Genomic DNA, 18592 nt, shown 5'->3' on the forward strand with positions numbered 1-18592 from the left:
CTTTGATTTTTTTCACTTTATCCAAAAAACACAACTGTAAAATTATTACTTTTTTAGTTTTTCGATTTCGTGTAAGGTTCTATGCATGTCTAGTGGCTGGAATGCGGCTGACCACATTTTGATAATATTCGGGGTTATCCAAACGTTCAGCTGTACCTGGTGTATATGTAAAAGTAGGGGCTACCGCATTCACATTAACTCCCTGACTTGACCATTCCAAAGCTAATACACGGGTTAACTGATTCACTCCCCCTTTGGAGGCGCAGTAAACCGCATGATCTACAATACCGACAACACTGGCCTGCGAACTGATATTCACTATCCGCCCGCCGCCCTGCTTCAGCATAATTCTCCCTGCCGCCTGACAGCAGAAAAACAGTCCCTTCAAGTTCACATCCATCATGCTGTCCCAATCCTCTTCCGTTACATCCACGGCTGGATGATTGGCTCCGAGTCCCGCATTGTTCACCAGAATATCTATCCGGCCAAAAGCTTCCCTAATTTCATTCATAACCGTACTTATCTGGGCAATGTTCGTTACATCCAGCTGCCGAACCTCCGCCTCGCCGCCTTCCACCCGAATTTCCTCAGCTACGCCTTCAAGCGCTTGTACACTTCGAGCCGTTAGAATGACTTTTGCTCCTGCATGTGCCAATGCTTTGGCCAGTCCTTGACCGATCCCCATGCTGGCCCCCGTAATTACTGCTATTTTGCCTGTTAAATCGAAAGATGGATACATAGTAATTCCTCCTATAGTGAATTATTGGGATACTCTGATTATAAAAAAACGGCCACCGGCAAGAGATCATGATCATCCTTGGCAGTGCCCGTTATCCTTAGAAACTTAAAAACGTAAACCTTAAAACGAACCTTAAAACGTTAAATCCCCATCATACGAGGAGATCAATCGGTAAAGCTCAGGCCGGCGATCCCGGAAGATCCCCCACTCAATCCGTCCAACCTCCAAAGCATCCAGGTCAAACTCACTAACCAACACCGTTTCCTCATCCCGTCCAGCTTCCACAACCTTGTTCCCTTGCGGGCCGGCGATAAATGATGAACCATAGAAATTAATACTGGATTCCTCATCTGTCTCTTCACCGATCCGGTTGGAGGCAACTACAGGAATCAGGTTGGCGGCTGCATGCCCAAGCATACAGGTCTGCCAATGATCCTTGGAGTCAATAGATCCGTCCTGCGGCTCAGAGCCGATGGCTGTAGGATAGAACAGGATTTCCGCCCCCATCAAGCTCATCACTCTGGCGGCTTCCGGATACCATTGATCCCAGCAGATGCCTACGCCGATTTTTGCATAACGTGTGTTCCACACTTTGAAGCCGGTATCTCCGGGGTTAAAATAAAACTTCTCCTCATAACCCGGACCGTCCGGAATATGACTTTTGCGATATTTCCCCATAACGGTTCCATCTGCATCGATAACAGCAAGCGAATTGTAGCGTGCATAGTTTTTCTTCTCATAGAAGCTGATCGGCAGAACTACTTCAAGTTCTTTGGCTATCGCTTTGAAATGATTCACTGCTTTATTAAGCTCAAGCTCGGTTGCGTAGCTATAATAATCGGACTTCTCCTTCTGGCAGAAGTACGGTGTTTCGAAGAGTTCCTGGAGCAAGATAATCTGCGCACCCTGCGCCGCTGCTTCTCTAACCAACTTTTCGGCTTTGCTTATATTCTCATCAATGTTGCCTGAGCAGCTCATTTGTGTAGCAGCTACTTTTACTTTTCTCACGTATCTTACCTCCTTAAATTAATGGATCTTGGGCCAATCAGGTAGCGTCAAGAAGTTTGTGTATGAGGGTAGAAGTATCTTCCCAGGTATACGCGACAAGTACGGCAATCAAATCGTCTACCTACATGGGTTTCAATATATATAGTTGCACAACGCACACTTATATTTCTCCCTTAGCACACTTTAGGATGTTTAAGTGCACTTTATACACTTATATTTGGGTATTCTGGGGTTTAAACGACTTATTCGTGCTTTTAGTTGCACAAAGTACATCTATTCATACATCCGAGCGCCAAAATCTAGAAATAAGTGTATAAAATACATCTATTTAACTGACTGGGTCAAGAAGAAACGTTTATCTGATGAATTAGAGGGAATATTCCCGCCTAATGTTCTTCCTTAAAGCAATATCCAACTAGGCATGCTTAAATTTGTTAGTTTCGTGCCGGCATTTGCTGCGTGGTGCAATGAACGTTCCCGCCTTCACGGATGACAGCCATACCATTGACGGTACGTATTCTGCGATCCGGGAAAACATCTGCCAGCACTTGCTCCGCCAGCTTGTCCGTCTCCTCCGCAGTACCGCCGAAGACGGGCAGAATGATGCCCCCGTTCACGAAATAAAAGTTCAAATAGCTGAGCGTTAAACGACTTTCCTCATAATCTACACGCGGCGGCTGTTCAATCTTAATGATCTCCAGCTTACGTCCCCTAGCGTCTACAGCATTCTCCAGAATGCTTAGATTATCCAACGTAATCGCGTAGTTCTCATCCTCCGGATCCTCACACACTTGAATAATCACTTTGCCGGGTGCAGCGAAGCAAGCAATATTGTCGACATGACCATCCGTCTCATCTCCGCTTAAGCCTTGCTTCAGCCAGATAATCCGCTCCGTACCGGTGTATCTGCGCACCGATTCTTCAATCTCTTCCCGTCCAAGATGAGGGTTACGATTAGGATTCAGCAGACACTCCTCTGTTGTAAGAAGGGTTCCTTCCCCATCCGTATGAATCGAACCGCCCTCCATTACAATCGGTGCATCCAAACGCTCAAGCCCCAAGCTCTCGAGAATCTGCGGGGCTACTTTATCGTCAAGATCCCAAGGAGCATATTTGCCTCCCCAGGCATTAAAAGTCCAATTTACTCCGGCCAATACACCATCATTATTCACGACAAAAGTAGGGCCATTATCACGCAACCACGCGTCGCTGTGTTCTATAGGCAAAAGCGTAACACTCGGACCGCCAACCAGGCGTTCTACGGCTTCCAGATCGGCTGGATTAACCACTACGGTTACGGGTTCAAACTCTGCTATAGCATTGATGATATCCGCGTATCCTTTGCATACGGACTCATGATCTTCCGGGAAACACATGGAGGCTTTGACCGGCCAGGATATAAAAGTACGCTCATGCTTACCCCATTCGGGCGGCATGGTATAGTTCGAATCTTTAGGATGCATGTAGGTAACTACCTTTACTGTTATATTTGGAGCCCGCTTGCTTCAAAGCTCCATACCCATAATACATGAATATTCCCCTGCGCTCAATTGCCGCTAGGCTATAAGATTATGGTTTTTTTGTTATAGAACAATACTTTTAACCGTATTCCCGTCAAAATCCTTCACACTGAACAACCCGCCTTCAAGGATCGCGTAGCTGTTCGGATTATTTTCTTTGGGCAACGCTATCGAACCGGGATTCAGTACATAGACTCCCTCTTTAACATCCGCCACCGGAAGGTGGGTATGCCCTTGAATGAAAATATCTCCTTGTGAGAGCAGCGGCAAATTCTCGATGCTGAAGCCATGTCCGTGCGTAACATAAATTCGTCTGCCTTCGTGCAAAATCATCACATAATCCCCCATCATCGGGAACTCCAGCAGCATTTGGTCCACCTCGGCATCGCAATTCCCGCGTACAGCGACAATAGATTTGCTATAAGGATTCAGTCTGGTTGCAACACCTTGTGGATCATATCCATCCGGCAGCGGATTTCTAGGTCCGTGATACAAAAAATCGCCTAATATAACAAGGTTATCCGGCTGTTCCTCTTGCATCTTCTCCAAAGCCTTGTCGAGCCAGTAAAGTGAGCCGTGGATATCGGAAATAAACATTAATTTCATAACTGCCATCCCCTCTATATGAGTATATTATTTGAATTCCTATATCCCTATTATTAACTTTGGAGTCTGTGAACGCAAAAGCGGACGCCCCGGAAGGCGTCCTGCTTGTAATATGCTTAGTCTCAAGTAATTAAGGAAGATTCGAAGCTCCCATCAAAAAGCGGTCAACCTCACGCGCACTTTGGCGGCCTTCGTTAATTGCCCATACAACAAGGCTTTGTCCACGGCGCATATCTCCTGCGGCGAACACACCCTCAACGTTTGTCTTTTGTTCTCCGAACTCTGCCTTTACATTGGAACGTTCATCACGTTCCAAGCCCAAACCTTCAAGCGCTGTTTCTTCCGGTCCGGTGAAACCCAAGGCCAGCAGTACCAGCTGTGTCTTGAAAACTTCTTCACTGCCCGGGACTTCAACCGGTACGATACGGCCCTGCTCATTACGGGTCCACTCGATCTTCACGGTGTGGAGTTCCTGTACATGCCCTTCCTCATTACCGACAAAACGTTTCGTCGATACGAGATAACGGCGCGGGTCCTGCTCGAACACAGAAGCCGCCTCTTCTTGACCGTAGTCTACCTTAAGCACCTTCGGCCATTCCGGCCAAGGGTTGCCGGCTTGACGGCTAAGCGGGGACTGCGGCATAATTTCCAGCTGGATCACACTGTTACAACCGTGACGGATAGAGGTGGCTACGCAGTCCGTACCCGTATCTCCGCCGCCGATAACCACTACATCTTTGCCTGCTGCGGATAAGTATTGCCCATCCGTCAATTCGGAGTCAAGCAAGCTTTTGGTGTTCAACGTCAGGAACTCCATCGCTTGATGGATACCCGATAGCTCGCGTCCTTCCAATGGAAGATCACGGGCTTGAGTTGATCCGCCGCATAGGACAACTGCATCATACTCATCCTTCAGTTGGGAGGTAGTAATATCCTTGCCAATTTCCGTATTCGTAATAAAAGTGATGCCTTCAGCAGCAAGCAAATCTACTCGGCGCTGCACGGTTTTCTTATCCAGTTTCATATTCGGAATCCCGTAAGTCAACAAACCGCCGATGCGATCAGCGCGCTCGAATACCGTTACGCTGTGTCCGGCTTTATTAAGCTGTGCCGCGCAAGCAAGACCCGCAGGTCCGGATCCGACAACGGCAACCTTCTTACCAGTACGTGTTAGCGGCGGTTCAGGAACAATCCAGCCTTCCGCAAATCCCCTGTCCACAATAGCCTTCTCTATGGACTTTATCGTTACAGGCTTCCCAACGAGGCCTACCGTACATGATCCTTCACATGGAGCCGGACATACCCGACCTGTAAATTCAGGAAAGTTATTGGTTTTGTGCAATCTCTTTAAAGCAACCTCCCAGTTGCCGTGATACACGAGATCGTTCCATTCCGGAATTAGATTATTCACAGGACAGCCCGAAGCCATACCTGAAAGTACACGTCCTACATGGCAATACGGCGTTCCACAATCCATACATCTTGCACCCTGCTCACGCAGTTTCTCTTCTTCCATCGGTACCGAAAATTCATTCCAATGTTTAATTCGCTCCAGCGTCGCACATTCTGCCGGTGTTTGCCGTTGATATTCCATAAATCCCGTTGTTTTACCCATAACAGTCATCCTCCGAGTCTCTCTTATTAGCCGCCGGAACTTAAGGCGGTGGTGTCCTTGCTTTTATTCCCGGCGCTCAAAAGGCTTCACTCTCGGTCACCGATCTAAGTACCGCTGTAAAGCGGCGAAGTAGGAGGCTGTAACTTGGCGACTTCCGCCACACTTTCAACTTCCTGTCAGGCATGAATAGGGGAATAAGTGCTTTTATATTAACACCTGTACTTCAATTTTGTAATGAATAATATCACGATTTACACAAAACGACACATTCAACCTAACTTTATCACAAGTATTACCATATATTTAAGTTTATCGGAAAATAAAATGCAACCCATAAGTTTCTGAATGAATGAACAGGTGTAGATCTCTGCTTCGCATGAATAGCCTACTCCTTCCCCTCTTGATGTACGAACACGCGTGGATATCTGCTCAAGATGAATGCGTGAGCTTAACGGACCCAGCGGACGCTATTTACTCCATTTACCTGAATTCCTTATCTATGCGGACTCAGAAGGCCTTATTTACAAGAATTCGGCTATAAATAGCCCAGTTTTCATAAATAACGGCAACTGTGTCCGCATAACTTACTTATAGAGCAATTTATAGACAATAAGGGATCTGTAGTCCGCATAGCGTTCTTAAACCGATCTACCTTAATCTATATTTACTTTAGCTACTGCTATTTGGCTCAAGCTTAATTGCTAATTTCATGTATATATAAGCAAGCTGTATCCGAATTTCAACCGCCCACAGCAGGTTCAATCAAAGAAATCTGGAGACAACAGCGGCCGGAAATCCAATAGTAAAAAACCTCTCTTTGATCAAATGGAGTGAAGTCCAACCATTTACAAAGGAGAGGTTTCTTTTGATCCACCTAATACGGCTGAACAGCTAATACGACCATGCCAATGCCTCGGGCCGTTAATTTCCCTTTATCCACACTTTGTACGAACTCTGCGCCGAAAATAACATTCCATTCTCCAAGCTCCGGCAGATCCAAGCAAACCTCTTGCGGCTCAGCGTTGTAAAGAACGTACAAATGCTGCGCAGAGTCTCCCCCGGCATGATCACGCAGAGTGTACGCAACCGTGTGAGCCGGCGCTTTTTCAAAAATAAGTCTATCCCGGATATCGTCACCCGAACGCAGCCGGAATGCCGGATGAGCCTTGCGTAGTGAGATCAACTTCTTCATGTAGGCTACAGAATCCCCATGTGCCGCACATAGCTCCCAGTCCATCCAATTAATCTCCACGGGTGACTGGTAGCTGTTCTCGACTCCATTTTTTGTCCGCATAAACTCTTGCCCGGCATGGAGAAAAGGAATCCCCTGACTCGTTAATACGATGGCTGAAGCAAGGTGATGCATGGCTCGACGTTGTTCATCGGTTTCTTTCGGGGAGCATAGGATGATTTTGTCCCACAGGGTATGATTGTCATGACACTCTACGAAGTTTACACATTGCTGCGGCTCTTGAGCATATTGTCCCTGTCCAAGCTCGTAAAAGATACCGCCGGCAACTCCTGCCCTTATACTTCGTTCAAAGCCTATTCCGCCCCCGACAAATCCCCTTTGGTCATGCAGAAAGATATTCCCTTTAATCGCATTTCGGAAGCCGTCGTTAAAATGTCCTACGCCCGGCAAAACATTGGCATGACTCTGGTTGGCCCTCCGTTCCGGAGGCAGTTCCGTTTCCATAATCCAGCCCTCGCCAATCGTCAGAATCGAATAATCAATCTCATCGAGGCGGCGGCGTGTTTCGTTGATCGTATCAATATCCATCAGTCCCATCAGATCGAACCGAAAGCCGTCGATATGGTACTCCTTTGCCCAATAGACCACCGAATCGGCAACAAACCGCGACATCATCTTGCGTTCCGTAGCACAGTCATTCCCGCAGCCTGAGCCGTTGGACAGACGTCCATCCGGTTTATACCGCAGATAATAGCCGGGAACCAGCTTCGTGAAATTGACCCGGTATCCGTCATACACATGATTGTATACGACATCCATAATCACCCGAATTCCACGATCATGCAGCGCCTGAATTAAGGTCTTCAGCTCTTTGATCCGCACTCCCGGAACATAGGGGTCCGTAGCATAGGAACCTTCTGGAACATTATAATTTTTGGGATCATATCCCCAGTTGTATTGCGCGTGATCAAGCTGGGTCTCATCTACACTTTCAGTAGCATAATCATAAATAGGCAGCAGCTGCACATGGGTTACTCCAAGATCCGTAATATGATCCAGCCCGGTTAAAATACCTCCCGGTCCCCTCGTCCCTTCCTCTGCGAGGCCCAGGTATTTACCTTTATGCTTAATGCCGCTGTTCGGATGGATAGATAAGTCCTGTACATGAAGCTCGTATATAATCGCATCAGCAGGATCTTCAAGCGGAGGTTTGTTCTCGCTCCACCGTTCCGGGTCCGTTGTACGCATATCTATGATTGCGCCTCGATCTCCGTTCACGCCAACTGCTCGCGCGTAGGGATCCGCAGCTTCATTCCACTGCTCTCCAATACGAACCCGATATGTATAAAACATGCCCTCGAGATCCCCGTTAACCGCGAGAATCCACGTCCCCCTGGTATCCCGGGTCATAGGTAGCTTTTGCGAAGCCTCACCCTCCCAGGATGGGTATAGAACGACCTCCACTTCCAGCGAAGTGGGCGCCCATAACCGAAAGGAAGAACGCTCTTTAGTATAGGCCACACCCAAGTCATCGCCATCATAGCTAAACAAGTCATCAAAGTCTTGAGCAAATACAGAAACACCACTAGTGACCACAAAATCCCCATAATAAATCGGTTCGTCTATTTCCTTTTGTACCGCCAAAGAAATCTTCCCCTTTACCCCTTATTAAGGGGAAATTATAATATGATATACGCGTTAGTGCAAACGATTGTACTACACTTTTTCTATATTTAATGCCACCATTGTTAGGATGTCCTTATTTATGCCATAATCTACCCGCCGTTCCCTGCTCAAATTAAAACCGGCGGCAGTTTTCACACCGTTATCCAGAATAATCAGGGTCGCTTTCCCGCTATCCGCGGCATCTTCATACCCAATTCCGATTACCCAATGATAATCATAGACGTAGTTTCCTTTCCAGCGAAGGTTGAACCATTTGTCGAATTTTATAGCAACGGGTCTGCCAGCTTCGATCTCCGCCTTATATTGAGCAAAGTCATTAAAGGTGCTGATCGAAAGCGTGTGCCGCCGGCCTTCCTCTGTATCGAATGCAGCTCCGAGATAAGACTTTATCCCTTTCTTGAAGCCTTTTACACTCATTCCCCATGGAGCTCCTCCATGATGTCTATATATATAATTAATATGCGCCGCTTTGGAATGAAAATGACTCCATCTCTGAATAAAAGCCTGCCCCTGCTGGGTTCTCCAATATTCCGCCAACGCTGCCATCGTCGCGGGTCCACAGGCTGAGGAGGGTGAAGCCACCTCCGGCTCCCATTGCGTATAGGGCTCAACGGCAATCTTTTTATATGAGTTTATTCAAATCCCCTCCTCCATGCTATTCATTCAGTATACGATAAGACGGATGCCGATAAAAATGTGCCCGCTTGACGCAATAGATCGTATTGCACTATAGTTTGAGGAAATAGATCGTTCGTGACTTTTTACGTGGAAGCACCCGTAATAAAGGCTTTTTTTAGCCTTTGCTACGGGTGCTTTTTGTCGTTTTGGGGCTCACGGATGAATGAGGAGGAAAATATTTGTTGAAGCTGAAACGTTTTACCGGATTACTGCTGGTGCTTGTAATCGCTGCTCTATCTCCTGCTGACGCTTTTGCCGCTTCTGTTGTTCAATTAACACCAGACATCAAAGCCTCTTATGACGAAACCGCTGCTGTTGCGGACTCTGCAACCAAAGCCAGATTAACTAATTTATACGCAGAGCTGGTTATGCTGCAGACCCAGTACGATAGCCGGGAGGAGAGAATAAGAGTCCTTCACTACAAGAATGAGCAGATGTTGAGCATAGTCCGTAAGCAAATCAGAGAAATAGATGCAGGCATTGTGTCACCACTGGAAGCTCAGACCAAGAGTACGAAGGAACGTTATCAGCCTCTATTTGATCAATACAGCTCACTTAGCCGCAGGATCAGTATCGCCAGGAACTTGAAAGACAAAAATCTAAACGCAGTGTTAAACGCTCAAGGGGATGCTATGAGAGTACTCGTGCAGCTGGCCCGACAGGACATTCGGGACAAGGAAGCAAAATTAAAAACGGCCAAAGAAACGCGGAGCCTGAAAATTGCTGCTGCCCGTAAAACCTTAAGCAGTATCGAAAGCAGCCAAACGGAGATTAAATCTAGGAAAAGTGTAGTCACCGCTCTAAATAAGCGGCTCTCTGCAGATTGGAGCAGCTTCAAATCCGCCATCCGCAAGCACAATCCAATGATCGCCTCACAGTCACTATCCTCTCTTGTCTCTATGTTGCGCCAAATCGCAGGAAGCAAGCAAACCATAGAAGGGCTTGAGCAGCGGATTTCAGTGGTCATTGAGAGGACAAAAGCGCAGATTAGCTCCTAGTTTCAACCTTTTCAGCCACGGTGAACTCCGCTCTTGGGATGTATCTCCTACCTACAGCTCTGCATATGGTACAAAAAGACTCAATGTTGAGGGTCGATCAGGGAGGCATGAACCATGCGTGTCTGTATCATCGCTCCGGAACAATTTACTGTTCCCGGGAACAACTCGGTAGAAATTTGTATCCTGGCGATTGCCAAGCAGTTGGCCCTGCGTCATCAGGTTACCATTGTAAGCCGGAGAATACCGGGGTTGTCACTTACCGATGAGCTGGAGCATGTAAATATTATTCGGCTGCCCGCGGATAATCCGTCCCGATATCTTGATGCGGTGCTGAACTTCGTAAGGGAAAGTTCCTTTGATCTTATACAGGTTGATAATCGTCCAAGACTCATGGCCGCTGTCCAGAAAGCAGCTCCAACAATACCCATAGTTCTATTTCTGCATTCTCTTACCTTTGTACCGAATACACGAGCAATCCTCAGCTGTCTGAATCATGCTGATCTGATTATTGCCAACAGCCGCTCTTTGCAGCGGCGATTGGCTCGCCGCTTCCCGAGCTGTGCTGCGATCATACGCATTGTTCCGCTAGGAGCGGATCTGGAACGGTTTGTTCCTCCGTCTCCGGAAGAACGGCGATATCTTCGCCGTTCTTATCGGCTTCCGCAGAAGTTTACTGTGTTATATGTAGGACGAATAATCCCGCGCAAAGGTGTGTCCGTTCTTATTCGTTCCGTATCCTTACTCCGTAGATGGTTACCCATTCACCTGCTAATTGTAGGCAGAGGTAAACCGCTTTATATCAGGCAATTGAAGAGATTGGCAATGCGCCTCGGCGTATCAGTCACTTTCCTGGGAAACGTAGCTCATGAGGAGATTCACTTGCTGTATCAAGCAGCCGACTGCTTCGTTTGCCCTTCACAGGGTCATGAAGCCTTTGGTCTGGTCAATGTGGAGGCCATGGCTACCGGTCTGCCTGTTATCGCTTCAAATAATGGCGGTATCCGTGAAATTGTCGTATCCGGTGTAAATGGATACCTTGTGAACCGTTATCGGGAGTCGTTATCCTTCTCCAGATATCTGCTGATTATAGGCCGTAACCCGAAACTGGCGGGAAGTATGGGCATTCAGGGTCGGAAGGATGCACTGAATGCTTTTGATTGGAAGCATACGGCCGCACGTTTGGAGGAATTGTACCGGACTTTAACACTGAATACGCAGGATAAACAGGAGAAGGCATCTGAATAAATCGCTGTTTTCACATGTATCCTCTACCTATCCATTATTTTCACTTGTCTGTTTATCCCGTTAATGCGACATAGTGTAAAAAGGAATTTGTGATGTTAATCGTATGTTTCCTACTTCAAAAAACTTACACTTATATTGGAAGCGTTGCCACTATAACGAATATTTTCTTTTATCCTGCTACCATGAATTTGGCAATATCCCTACACATTATTCGTCGTAGAAAGGGTTGATTGTGATGTTAATGATTAAGGCAATTGTACGGCCGGAGAAAGCAGATGAGGTTATGGCTGAGCTTATGCTTGCCGGCTTTCCCTCCATCAGCAAGATGGATCTTTTAGGACGCGGCAAACAAAAAGGCATACAGGTGGGTACAAATCATTACAATCAAATATCCAAGAAACTCTTGATGATCGTTATTAATGATAACGAGAAAGAGGATGTACTCAGTATTATCATGAGAACTGCAAGAACCGGGGAGAAAGGCTCCTTCGGAGATGGCAAAATATTCGTCGTTCCCGTTCTGGAAACCTATACAATAAGTAACGGCAAAAACCAGCTGTAACTACTTATTCATATCAAAAAGCAGTGAGACCAATCCGCGAGTAGGACATTCATCCTCCGGCAGAAGTCTTCACTGCTTTTATATTATCTATACCATTTGAATTAGGGTCAGAATTAGACCGACGACAAATCCGCACAGCGCACCGTTTACTCGAATCCACTGCAGATCCTTGCCGACCTTATCCTCAAGCATATTGACTAGACTGGCGTCATCCAGCATCTCTAGATTCTCTTTGACCAGTACCCCGAGTCGATAATGGTTGTTCCCCACAAATGCAATCAGTGAAGCCCGTATCCGCTCTTCCCAGCCCTGAATCCACTGCTGCTCCTTACTAATACGGCGTACAAGCATGGCATAGAGTGTAAATAACTTACGACCACCCTTCGCCTGATCCTCTTTCAGCATCGCTACAGCCTTGCTGCGGATCTCTTCCAAGCGGGCACCCATGAATTCAGTCGAAGCCTCGCTTTGAAGTTCTTGCACTGCCCAGTCCTTCAAGGATGCCACTCGTTTCTCATCGTTCACAAGCTGGAATAACGCCACTCGAATTTCCTGGATAATCCCCTCTCGGTACGGACTGTCCTCCTCCTGAAAATCACGGATTCCAGAGACCAGCATCCCTTGCAGCATTTCGCCCAGCATCTCCTCATCCATAAATCCGACAAAGGCCTGAAACGCCATACCCTTCAATCCGCCCAGCTTAACTTCGGATAGCTTTTGACTCGCGATTTTGCCCAGCATAGCCCGAGTTTCTGTTCTACCGCCCCACATAGATACCTGCTCCAACGCATAGTCAAGAGCAGCAACATCTTTACCATCGTTCATGAGCCTCGTTACTACGCTATCCACCGCTGTGCTCAGATCCGCTTCCTGGATATAGCCCACAAGTGCAGATTTTAAATGAGGAACTGCTTTTTGCAGCGGAAGGTGAAGTACAATTCCACTAATTTGCTCTAGAATTTCGGCCCGCGTTTTTTTTCTACGGAGAGACTTGGTTAATAAGCCCGCTCCCATCGAGACAATCTTAATTTTACGCAGCTTGTTCTCTATGCTCTCTTTGTTCAGCAGCTCGTTCTCCATCGCTGAGATCAACGATTGAACAAGCTTATCGCGATTCTTCAGCAGCAGGGATGTATGCGGAATGGGCAACCCCAAAGGATGACGAAACAGTGCAGTTACAGCAAACCAGTCAGCTATACCGCCCACAAGTCCTGCCTCAAAGCCGCCCCGGAGCAGAATCACAGCTAAATTTTCCGGTAGAAACAGAGTGAAAAGAAAACCGCAAGCCATTACGGCGAGCGATATTGTAGCCAAATTCTTGGATCTCATAATTAAAAAGCCCCCTTACGTATAACAGACTCCGCTTGTATGCCCAGACCAAAAACCGCCAATACGGTGTTGGCGCTAGGATATTAACACATACCATTGTACCACGAACGATCTCTATTCTAAAAATATGCAAATTAATGATAAGATACAGAAAACAATTTCACTTTCCTTTCAAAGGACAATACACTTGAGTAGGAGGATATACAACATGCTGATCGCACTGGATATGGATGGAACTTTATTAAATGAGGATGGCGTTATCAGTCCGGGGAATCGCGAGGCTATTGTTCAGGCCCAAAGCTTAGGACACATTGTAGCTATCGCTTCAGGACGTTCTTATATGGATGCCGAAAGACAATTGCGTCTGGCCGATCTGCAGTGTCCGGTGGTTAGCCTGAACGGAGCAGCGGCGGCACTGCCGGGCGGGATGATTGTAGCAAGCCGACCGCTCGACAAGGAAGACCTCCTTCCTGTTCTCCGTTGGATGAATGAAATTCCCGAGCTGTATTACGAGATTTATACGGAAGACAATGTATACGTTGAGCTGAATAAAAGGGTACGGTTAGAGAAGCTCGCATCTATGGAAGCGGGGGAAGTACCGGAGAATGTGCGGTGGATTATCAAGCTGTTGGTGGAGAAGCAATTTCAACAGGCTGCGGTCACCTATGTAGAACATATGGATGAAATCTGGAGTAAAAAAGAGAATGTGATATATAAGGCCTTAGCCTTCTCTTTCAATCTTGACCTGCTGAAGGAGGCTTCTACTCGATTTGCTTCCATTCCCGGTCTCATTATTACGTCATCGCATGAGAATAACCTTGAAATCAACCATCACGAGGCTACAAAAGGTCATGGGGTAACTCTGCTGGCCTCACACTTTGGAATAGCGATGGAGGATGTGGCCGTAATGGGTGATAGCTACAATGATTTGCCTATGTTCAAAGTAGCCGGTCACCGGATTGCCATGGCTAACGCCGCTCCCATTCTCAAAGAAATGAGTGATTACATTACCTTCAGCAATAATGAGGATGGGGTGGCGGAAGGAATCAGGTATTTATTGAAAAAGTAATAACCCAACCGTCAGTGTAACCAGTCCCAGCGCCGCAACTAACATATTCGTTCCGAATATGGAGGCCTTGGCGATGCGGACAGCAACTAGGTTCAGCCCGCTGTGCAGTGGAATCAGCAGTATGACTGACCAGGGGTTATGCGCTATGATCAGTGTTGCTCCGATATGAAATGCTGACGCCCAAATACGCTCCAATATTCCCCACAGTGGGCTAGCCTGAATGTTTCCCTGGGCCTGAAGCATTTCCTTTGCTTGCATGGCTTTCTCGTCTGTCCGATTAATGAGGGCTGTGATCATAATGACGTTAATAATGACAAATAATACTTCAATTGCCGCCCAGCCTTGACCCACCGATTGTGCCCAGGTGAAGGAAGTGGAGGTAAGCACCAGCAGAATCAGACGAACCCCTTCCTCCAGAACACCGGAGCTGCTTACGATAACATTCTTGGCCTTCTCGGGCGGCCACTTCTGAACCAGCAAGCTGAGCGGTCCGCGCAGAAACAGGGCAACGGTCCACCCAAGCGCCCCAAGGCCAAAACCTTTCCAATCCAACTCATAACCCATGGTTTTGAATAAGGTCCAGTACATGAGGGGAACTAGGACATAAAGCGGTAGAAATTTGAGTGCCTTCTGGGACACACCTGCGAATGGATCCGTGGTTTCCCGAACCTCGTGGACTAGTTGTGCTTCTGATCGTTCAGTTACTGTCATCGTTACTCGCCTCATCTTTCATATTTCCCCCTTTATCCTCCTGTACTTCGGGAATTACGATGGTCGATATCATACGTCTGCGACGAGTCCCTCCGGCTTCATTACTTGCATATTTCTGCATAGACTGGCGAAGCTCGGTGAGAAGTGCCGCATACTCTTCATCATTTAGATGTAGATGCAGCTGCCTCATGGAAATACCGTCCTGACGCATGTCATAATGCTCCTGACGAACATATTGACTGAAATCACCAATAAGCGAAGAGATAAACTTCAGAAATAAGGTCATGTGTTCACCCGAGGAGTTCTCCGTAACATCCAGCGGCGTTAAATCTTCACCACCTTGAGCCAGGTAATATACCTTTTCTAGAGTTCCACGGACTTTATTCTCCTCTGCCACCTGCAGAATTCCGGCCTTCAGCAGCTTGTTCAGATGACGATACATTGTCGCTTGAGGAATATCCTCCAGCTCTCTAACCAGCTGCTGTGTAGTCCGTTGTCCGCCCAGCGCAAGAGATTGAATGATGCGCATCCGAATGGGATGCAGAATCAGATCTGCTTTTGACTCCGGCATACTTTCACCCCTCCATTATTATCATTATCAATAATGATAATGATAATGACATCGAAATGCAATATTTTTAGTGAAAAAAACAGCAATGCTCTCCAGTAATGTAGAACTGTTAGGTGAGCAAATTGCTGATGACCTCTTGTTCTAATTGTATCTCTTTTACACTTTTTACTTGTGCAGCAACGGCTCTCGAATGGTATATTGTAGATTGGTCAAAACCGTAAATGAAACAAATGAAGGTGAATTTAATGAACAAGCTGTTATTTCATAATATTCCTCTGGGTGCTACCGGTGAGCGGATCCCAGAGGCAGCCATAGCTTCTGCGCGAACCAGTAAGGAACTGGTGAAGGCAGGAGACCCTGACTCGGCTTATTTCCGGAAGCTTGAGAATGGCGGTATTCTTCTTAATCAGCCCCAAATTGCAGCCGTCAGGCATCATACGGGGCCGCTGCTTACTCTGGCAGGTGCAGGCTCTGGCAAAACCTCGGTTCTGATCTGCAGAACCGGTTATTTGCTGTCTGTGCGTGGCATATCGCCGAGCCAGCTGCTCCTGCTGACCTTTTCCAATAAGGCCGCAGCGGAAATGCGCGAACGAATTGTGCTGCTTCCCGGAGTGAGCGAACGTGATGCTACCACCCTGCAGGCCCGGACATTCCATTCCTTTTTCCTATATTTCTTGCGAAGACAAGGCTTGCAGCAGGATATATTCAGCGAAACGCGCCGTCAGCATATTTTATTGAAGCAGATTATGCGCGAGCTTGGGCTTCCTAAGGATGCTTATCCACCGGAAACACTGCTTACCCTGCTCTCCTCTCATAAGATGAACATGGGCACACTTGAAGATTTACCGGAGCTAACCACGGCAGAGAAAGAAATGAAAGAGATTCTGAAGATTTATGAGCAATGGAAGCTTGAGAATTTCAAAATCGATTTCGATGATGTTCTTCTAATAGCCTATCGGATGCTGAAGGAGCGGCCGGTGCTTTTACAGGAGCTGCAGATGAGGTACCAGTATGTAATGGTCGATGAGTTCCAGGACACGAATGCCCTGCAATATGAATTGGTCAAAATGGTCGCGCATCCCCAGCATAATCTAATGGTGGTCGGCGACGATGATCAGACGATTTATTCCTTCAACGGGGCGCGCAGCGAGTTCATTTTGGAATTCGAGAAGCTATATCCGGGGGCAAAGGTCATTACGCTCGATATTAATTACCGTTCAGGTCCTGCAATTGTCGGCCTGGGCAACGGCATTATCCGTCATAATACGCGGCGACGCTCCAAAACGCTGCAGGCAGCGAAGAGCAACGGCAGTCAGCCCCGGTATATGCGTCCGCAAACAGCAGACGAGGAAGCGGCGCAAATGGTGGAGCATATTGTCCTTGAAGTGGAACGAGGGAAGCGGGAATACAAGGATTTTGCCATGCTGTATCGGGCGACCAGTAGTAATCGGGCTCTTCTGGAGCTGCTGCTTCTGCGTGACATCCCTTATATTGATTATGGCGAAGGCCAACTGCTCTATGAGCACTGGTTAATCTCCCCTGTGGTGGATCATTTGCGTCTGTCGGTGAATCGGAGGGATTTCGCAGCGATTGAGAACATTCTACCCACGCTGTATATGAACCGAGAAAAAGGAATGAACCATATCCGTAATATGGAGGCTATCCAGCCGAAGCAAGGACCGCTGATCCACCTGATGTCGATGCCTGGTATGGAGGATTTCAAAGGCGTCAAGCTCAGAGAGCGGCTCGATCTGATCCGAAACATGCGGGAGCTGACACCTATACAAGCTATCCGCCAAATACGCTCGCAATTTTACGATTATTTTATTGAGGCTAACGAACGAAGTCAGGCAACCCTGCACAGGGAGACTCTAAAGGAAATGCTGGACGAGCTGGAAACTTCAGCGGAGCGGTTTGACAGCATCCCGGCCTTCCTTGATTTTATTGAGAATATCACGGAGCGAAATGAGCATCACCGTCAGCCGGGTACCAAAGAGCAAGGCAACCGGATTGCGCTAATGACGATTCATAAATCGAAGGGACTGGAGTTTCCGGTCGTGTTCCTGATCGGAGCCTCCGAAGGAATTCTGCCGCACAGCTCCGCGCTCGAAGGGGATCGATTGAAGGATCGGAAGATCGCCGCCCCCGGTAGCGGAGCCTCAAGTCTGGCAGCACTCGAGGAGGAACGGAGATTGGCATATGTAGCTGTTACGAGAGCTAAGGAGGAGCTGTTCATCAGTTCTCCGGCCCAACATCGGGGCAAAAAGGCAGACGTCTCCCGATTTATGCTATCGGCCTTCCGGTCGGCGGTGTCTTCTTACAGTGCTCCGGCATCTAGAAGCGTTACCGTTACAACAAAATCACTGCCGACCAGCAGATCAACGGCAGCGGTAAGAACCCACACGGTACCGGTATGGAAGTGTACGGGGACAAGCTGTCCCGGTTGGACTCGTGTAAAAGCCGGCGGTAGCGAAGACCATGTATCCACCAAGCCATGCCCGCTCTGCAGCTCGCCTATGGAAAAGGACAGCCGGGTTGTTCCGGTATAGTCTGCAATAAAAAAACGACCCTTAGCGGTCGTTTTTTTAGGTCCAGGCCCAGAGAAACCCATCCCGATCCCATGCAATTTTGCCCCCATGCAGCTTACGGAAAGCCTTCTTAACGTCCTTGGATAAGGAGGCGTTGCCGTTCTCATTCACAAACACGAATTGTTCTCCAAAATTCGCCTTCACATATTCAATGGCAGCGGTTTGATATAAATTTCCGGTAAAGCGGATCTCCTTGACCATCCACTCGGCTACTTCTTGAGCTGTTACTTCCATAGGATGTCGTTCCCTCCGATATTTCGTTCTACAATGCCCACTCATTATAACATGAATCCAGCCCAAACCGGCCACACTGATACGTATACAACTCGTTATCTAAGGCTACCTTTCATTGGGATTAGATATCTCCAACATTCTTTATCGTGAACTACCCTCCACTTAAACCAAAGGTTTTGAAGTGGGGCTTCGAAAGAAAAAACTCTTTCTCTTTTATTGCTGATTCATCCACAGAGCCAAC

16 protein-coding genes are annotated in these 18592 nt (G+C 47.5%); 5 read left to right on the forward strand and 11 right to left on the reverse strand.

Annotated elements, in window-relative coordinates:
- Positions 1–79: 79 nt before the first annotated feature.
- The 7 genes from J2T20_RS25335 to J2T20_RS25365 all read right to left on the reverse strand — a co-directional run bounded on the left by J2T20_RS25335 (position 80) and on the right by J2T20_RS25365 (position 9002).
- A complete protein-coding gene (locus J2T20_RS25335) occupies positions 80–739 on the reverse strand; it encodes an SDR family NAD(P)-dependent oxidoreductase (RefSeq protein WP_307592733.1) in 660 nt (219 codons plus the stop codon).
- A 132-nt stretch (positions 740–871) separates the two neighbouring features.
- Positions 872–1747, reverse strand: coding sequence for an N-carbamoylputrescine amidase (gene aguB / locus J2T20_RS25340; protein WP_307592735.1), 876 nt, complete (start codon positions 1745–1747; stop codon positions 872–874).
- Between the two features lie 434 nt (positions 1748–2181).
- Positions 2182–3210 carry an agmatine deiminase family protein gene (locus J2T20_RS25345; RefSeq protein WP_307592737.1) on the reverse strand — a complete coding sequence of 343 codons (1029 nt, stop codon included), beginning with the start codon at positions 3208–3210 and terminating at the stop codon, positions 2182–2184.
- A 120-nt stretch (positions 3211–3330) separates the two neighbouring features.
- Positions 3331–3873, reverse strand: coding sequence for a phosphodiesterase (gene yfcE / locus J2T20_RS25350; RefSeq protein ID WP_307592738.1), 543 nt, complete (start codon positions 3871–3873; stop codon positions 3331–3333).
- A 130-nt stretch (positions 3874–4003) separates the two neighbouring features.
- On the reverse strand, positions 4004–5488 hold the full coding sequence (locus tag J2T20_RS25355) for a glutamate synthase subunit beta (protein WP_307592740.1): 1485 nt from the start codon (positions 5486–5488) through the stop codon (positions 4004–4006).
- 874 nt (positions 5489–6362) lie between these two features.
- Positions 6363–8324 carry a type I pullulanase gene (gene pulA, locus J2T20_RS25360; RefSeq protein WP_307592742.1) on the reverse strand — a complete coding sequence of 654 codons (1962 nt, stop codon included), beginning with the start codon at positions 8322–8324 and terminating at the stop codon, positions 6363–6365.
- Positions 8325–8396: 72 nt separating this feature from the next.
- The gene (locus tag J2T20_RS25365; RefSeq protein ID WP_307592758.1) at positions 8397–9002 is read right to left on the reverse strand and encodes a C39 family peptidase; all 606 of its coding nucleotides are present in this window, start codon (positions 9000–9002) and stop codon (positions 8397–8399) included.
- A 221-nt stretch (positions 9003–9223) separates the two neighbouring features.
- On the opposite strand from J2T20_RS25365, the gene J2T20_RS25370 reads away from it, so the two are divergent.
- The 3 genes from J2T20_RS25370 (at position 9224) to J2T20_RS25380 (ending at position 11849) form a co-directional block, all read left to right on the forward strand.
- Complete coding sequence (locus J2T20_RS25370) at positions 9224–10042, forward strand: hypothetical protein (RefSeq protein ID WP_307592743.1); 819 nt, start codon at positions 9224–9226, stop codon at positions 10040–10042.
- 114 nt (positions 10043–10156) lie between these two features.
- Positions 10157–11287: a glycosyltransferase family 4 protein gene (locus J2T20_RS25375; RefSeq protein ID WP_307592745.1), complete on the forward strand. Its 1131-nt coding sequence runs from the start codon at positions 10157–10159 to the stop codon at positions 11285–11287.
- 235 nt (positions 11288–11522) lie between these two features.
- The gene (locus J2T20_RS25380) at positions 11523–11849 is read left to right on the forward strand and encodes a P-II family nitrogen regulator (protein WP_307592746.1); all 327 of its coding nucleotides are present in this window, start codon (positions 11523–11525) and stop codon (positions 11847–11849) included.
- An 87-nt stretch (positions 11850–11936) separates the two neighbouring features.
- Here the strand turns inward: J2T20_RS25380 and J2T20_RS25385 are convergent, their stop codons facing one another.
- Positions 11937–13178 (reverse strand): DUF445 domain-containing protein, encoded by a 1242-nt coding sequence (locus tag J2T20_RS25385; protein ID WP_307592748.1) that lies wholly within the window; start codon positions 13176–13178, stop codon positions 11937–11939.
- Between the two features lie 208 nt (positions 13179–13386).
- Here J2T20_RS25385 and J2T20_RS25390 point away from each other — a divergent pair, with 208 nt between their 5' ends.
- A complete protein-coding gene (locus tag J2T20_RS25390) occupies positions 13387–14247 on the forward strand; it encodes a Cof-type HAD-IIB family hydrolase (protein ID WP_307592750.1) in 861 nt (286 codons plus the stop codon).
- On the opposite strand, the gene J2T20_RS25395 is transcribed toward J2T20_RS25390, so the two are convergent.
- Both J2T20_RS25395 and J2T20_RS25400 read right to left on the reverse strand, forming a co-directional pair.
- On the reverse strand, positions 14233–14973 hold the full coding sequence (locus tag J2T20_RS25395; RefSeq protein ID WP_307592752.1) for a YhfC family glutamic-type intramembrane protease: 741 nt from the start codon (positions 14971–14973) through the stop codon (positions 14233–14235). The two genes, J2T20_RS25390 and J2T20_RS25395, sit on opposite strands and share 15 nt — an antisense overlap.
- Positions 14945–15529: a helix-turn-helix domain-containing protein gene (locus J2T20_RS25400; protein ID WP_307592754.1), complete on the reverse strand. Its 585-nt coding sequence runs from the start codon at positions 15527–15529 to the stop codon at positions 14945–14947. Before J2T20_RS25400 ends, J2T20_RS25395 begins: the two co-directional genes overlap by 29 nt.
- A gap of 245 nt (positions 15530–15774) precedes the next feature.
- On the opposite strand from J2T20_RS25400, the gene J2T20_RS25405 reads away from it, so the two are divergent.
- Positions 15775–18078 carry a UvrD-helicase domain-containing protein gene (locus tag J2T20_RS25405; RefSeq protein WP_307592757.1) on the forward strand — a complete coding sequence of 768 codons (2304 nt, stop codon included), beginning with the start codon at positions 15775–15777 and terminating at the stop codon, positions 18076–18078.
- 36 nt (positions 18079–18114) lie between these two features.
- Here J2T20_RS25405 and J2T20_RS25410 read toward each other — a convergent pair whose 3' ends face one another.
- Positions 18115–18351, reverse strand: coding sequence for a DUF6953 family protein (locus J2T20_RS25410; RefSeq protein WP_036651009.1), 237 nt, complete (start codon positions 18349–18351; stop codon positions 18115–18117).
- Between the last annotated feature and the right edge of the window lie 241 nt (positions 18352–18592).

This window comes from Paenibacillus wynnii (genome assembly GCF_030812855.1).
In the GTDB taxonomy this organism is placed as follows: domain Bacteria; phylum Bacillota; class Bacilli; order Paenibacillales; family Paenibacillaceae; genus Paenibacillus_AQ; species Paenibacillus_AQ wynnii_A.

Coding starts and splice junctions, on each gene's coding strand:
- J2T20_RS25335 (WP_307592733.1), bottom strand. CDS start 739: ATGTATCCATCTTTCGATTTAACAGGCAAAATAGCAGTAATTACGGGG.
- J2T20_RS25410 (WP_036651009.1), bottom strand. CDS start 18,351: ATGGAAGTAACAGCTCAAGAAGTAGCCGAGTGGATGGTCAAGGAGATC.
- J2T20_RS25390 (WP_307592750.1), top strand. CDS start 13,387: ATGCTGATCGCACTGGATATGGATGGAACTTTATTAAATGAGGATGGC.
- J2T20_RS25405 (WP_307592757.1), top strand. CDS start 15,775: ATGAACAAGCTGTTATTTCATAATATTCCTCTGGGTGCTACCGGTGAG.
- J2T20_RS25400 (WP_307592754.1), bottom strand. CDS start 15,529: ATGCCGGAGTCAAAAGCAGATCTGATTCTGCATCCCATTCGGATGCGC.
- J2T20_RS25395 (WP_307592752.1), bottom strand. CDS start 14,973: ATGAGGCGAGTAACGATGACAGTAACTGAACGATCAGAAGCACAACTA.
- J2T20_RS25380 (WP_307592746.1), top strand. CDS start 11,523: ATGTTAATGATTAAGGCAATTGTACGGCCGGAGAAAGCAGATGAGGTT.
- J2T20_RS25385 (WP_307592748.1), bottom strand. CDS start 13,178: ATGAGATCCAAGAATTTGGCTACAATATCGCTCGCCGTAATGGCTTGC.
- J2T20_RS25375 (WP_307592745.1), top strand. CDS start 10,157: ATGCGTGTCTGTATCATCGCTCCGGAACAATTTACTGTTCCCGGGAAC.
- J2T20_RS25355 (WP_307592740.1), bottom strand. CDS start 5,488: ATGGGTAAAACAACGGGATTTATGGAATATCAACGGCAAACACCGGCA.
- J2T20_RS25345 (WP_307592737.1), bottom strand. CDS start 3,210: ATGCATCCTAAAGATTCGAACTATACCATGCCGCCCGAATGGGGTAAG.
- yfcE (WP_307592738.1), bottom strand. CDS start 3,873: ATGAAATTAATGTTTATTTCCGATATCCACGGCTCACTTTACTGGCTC.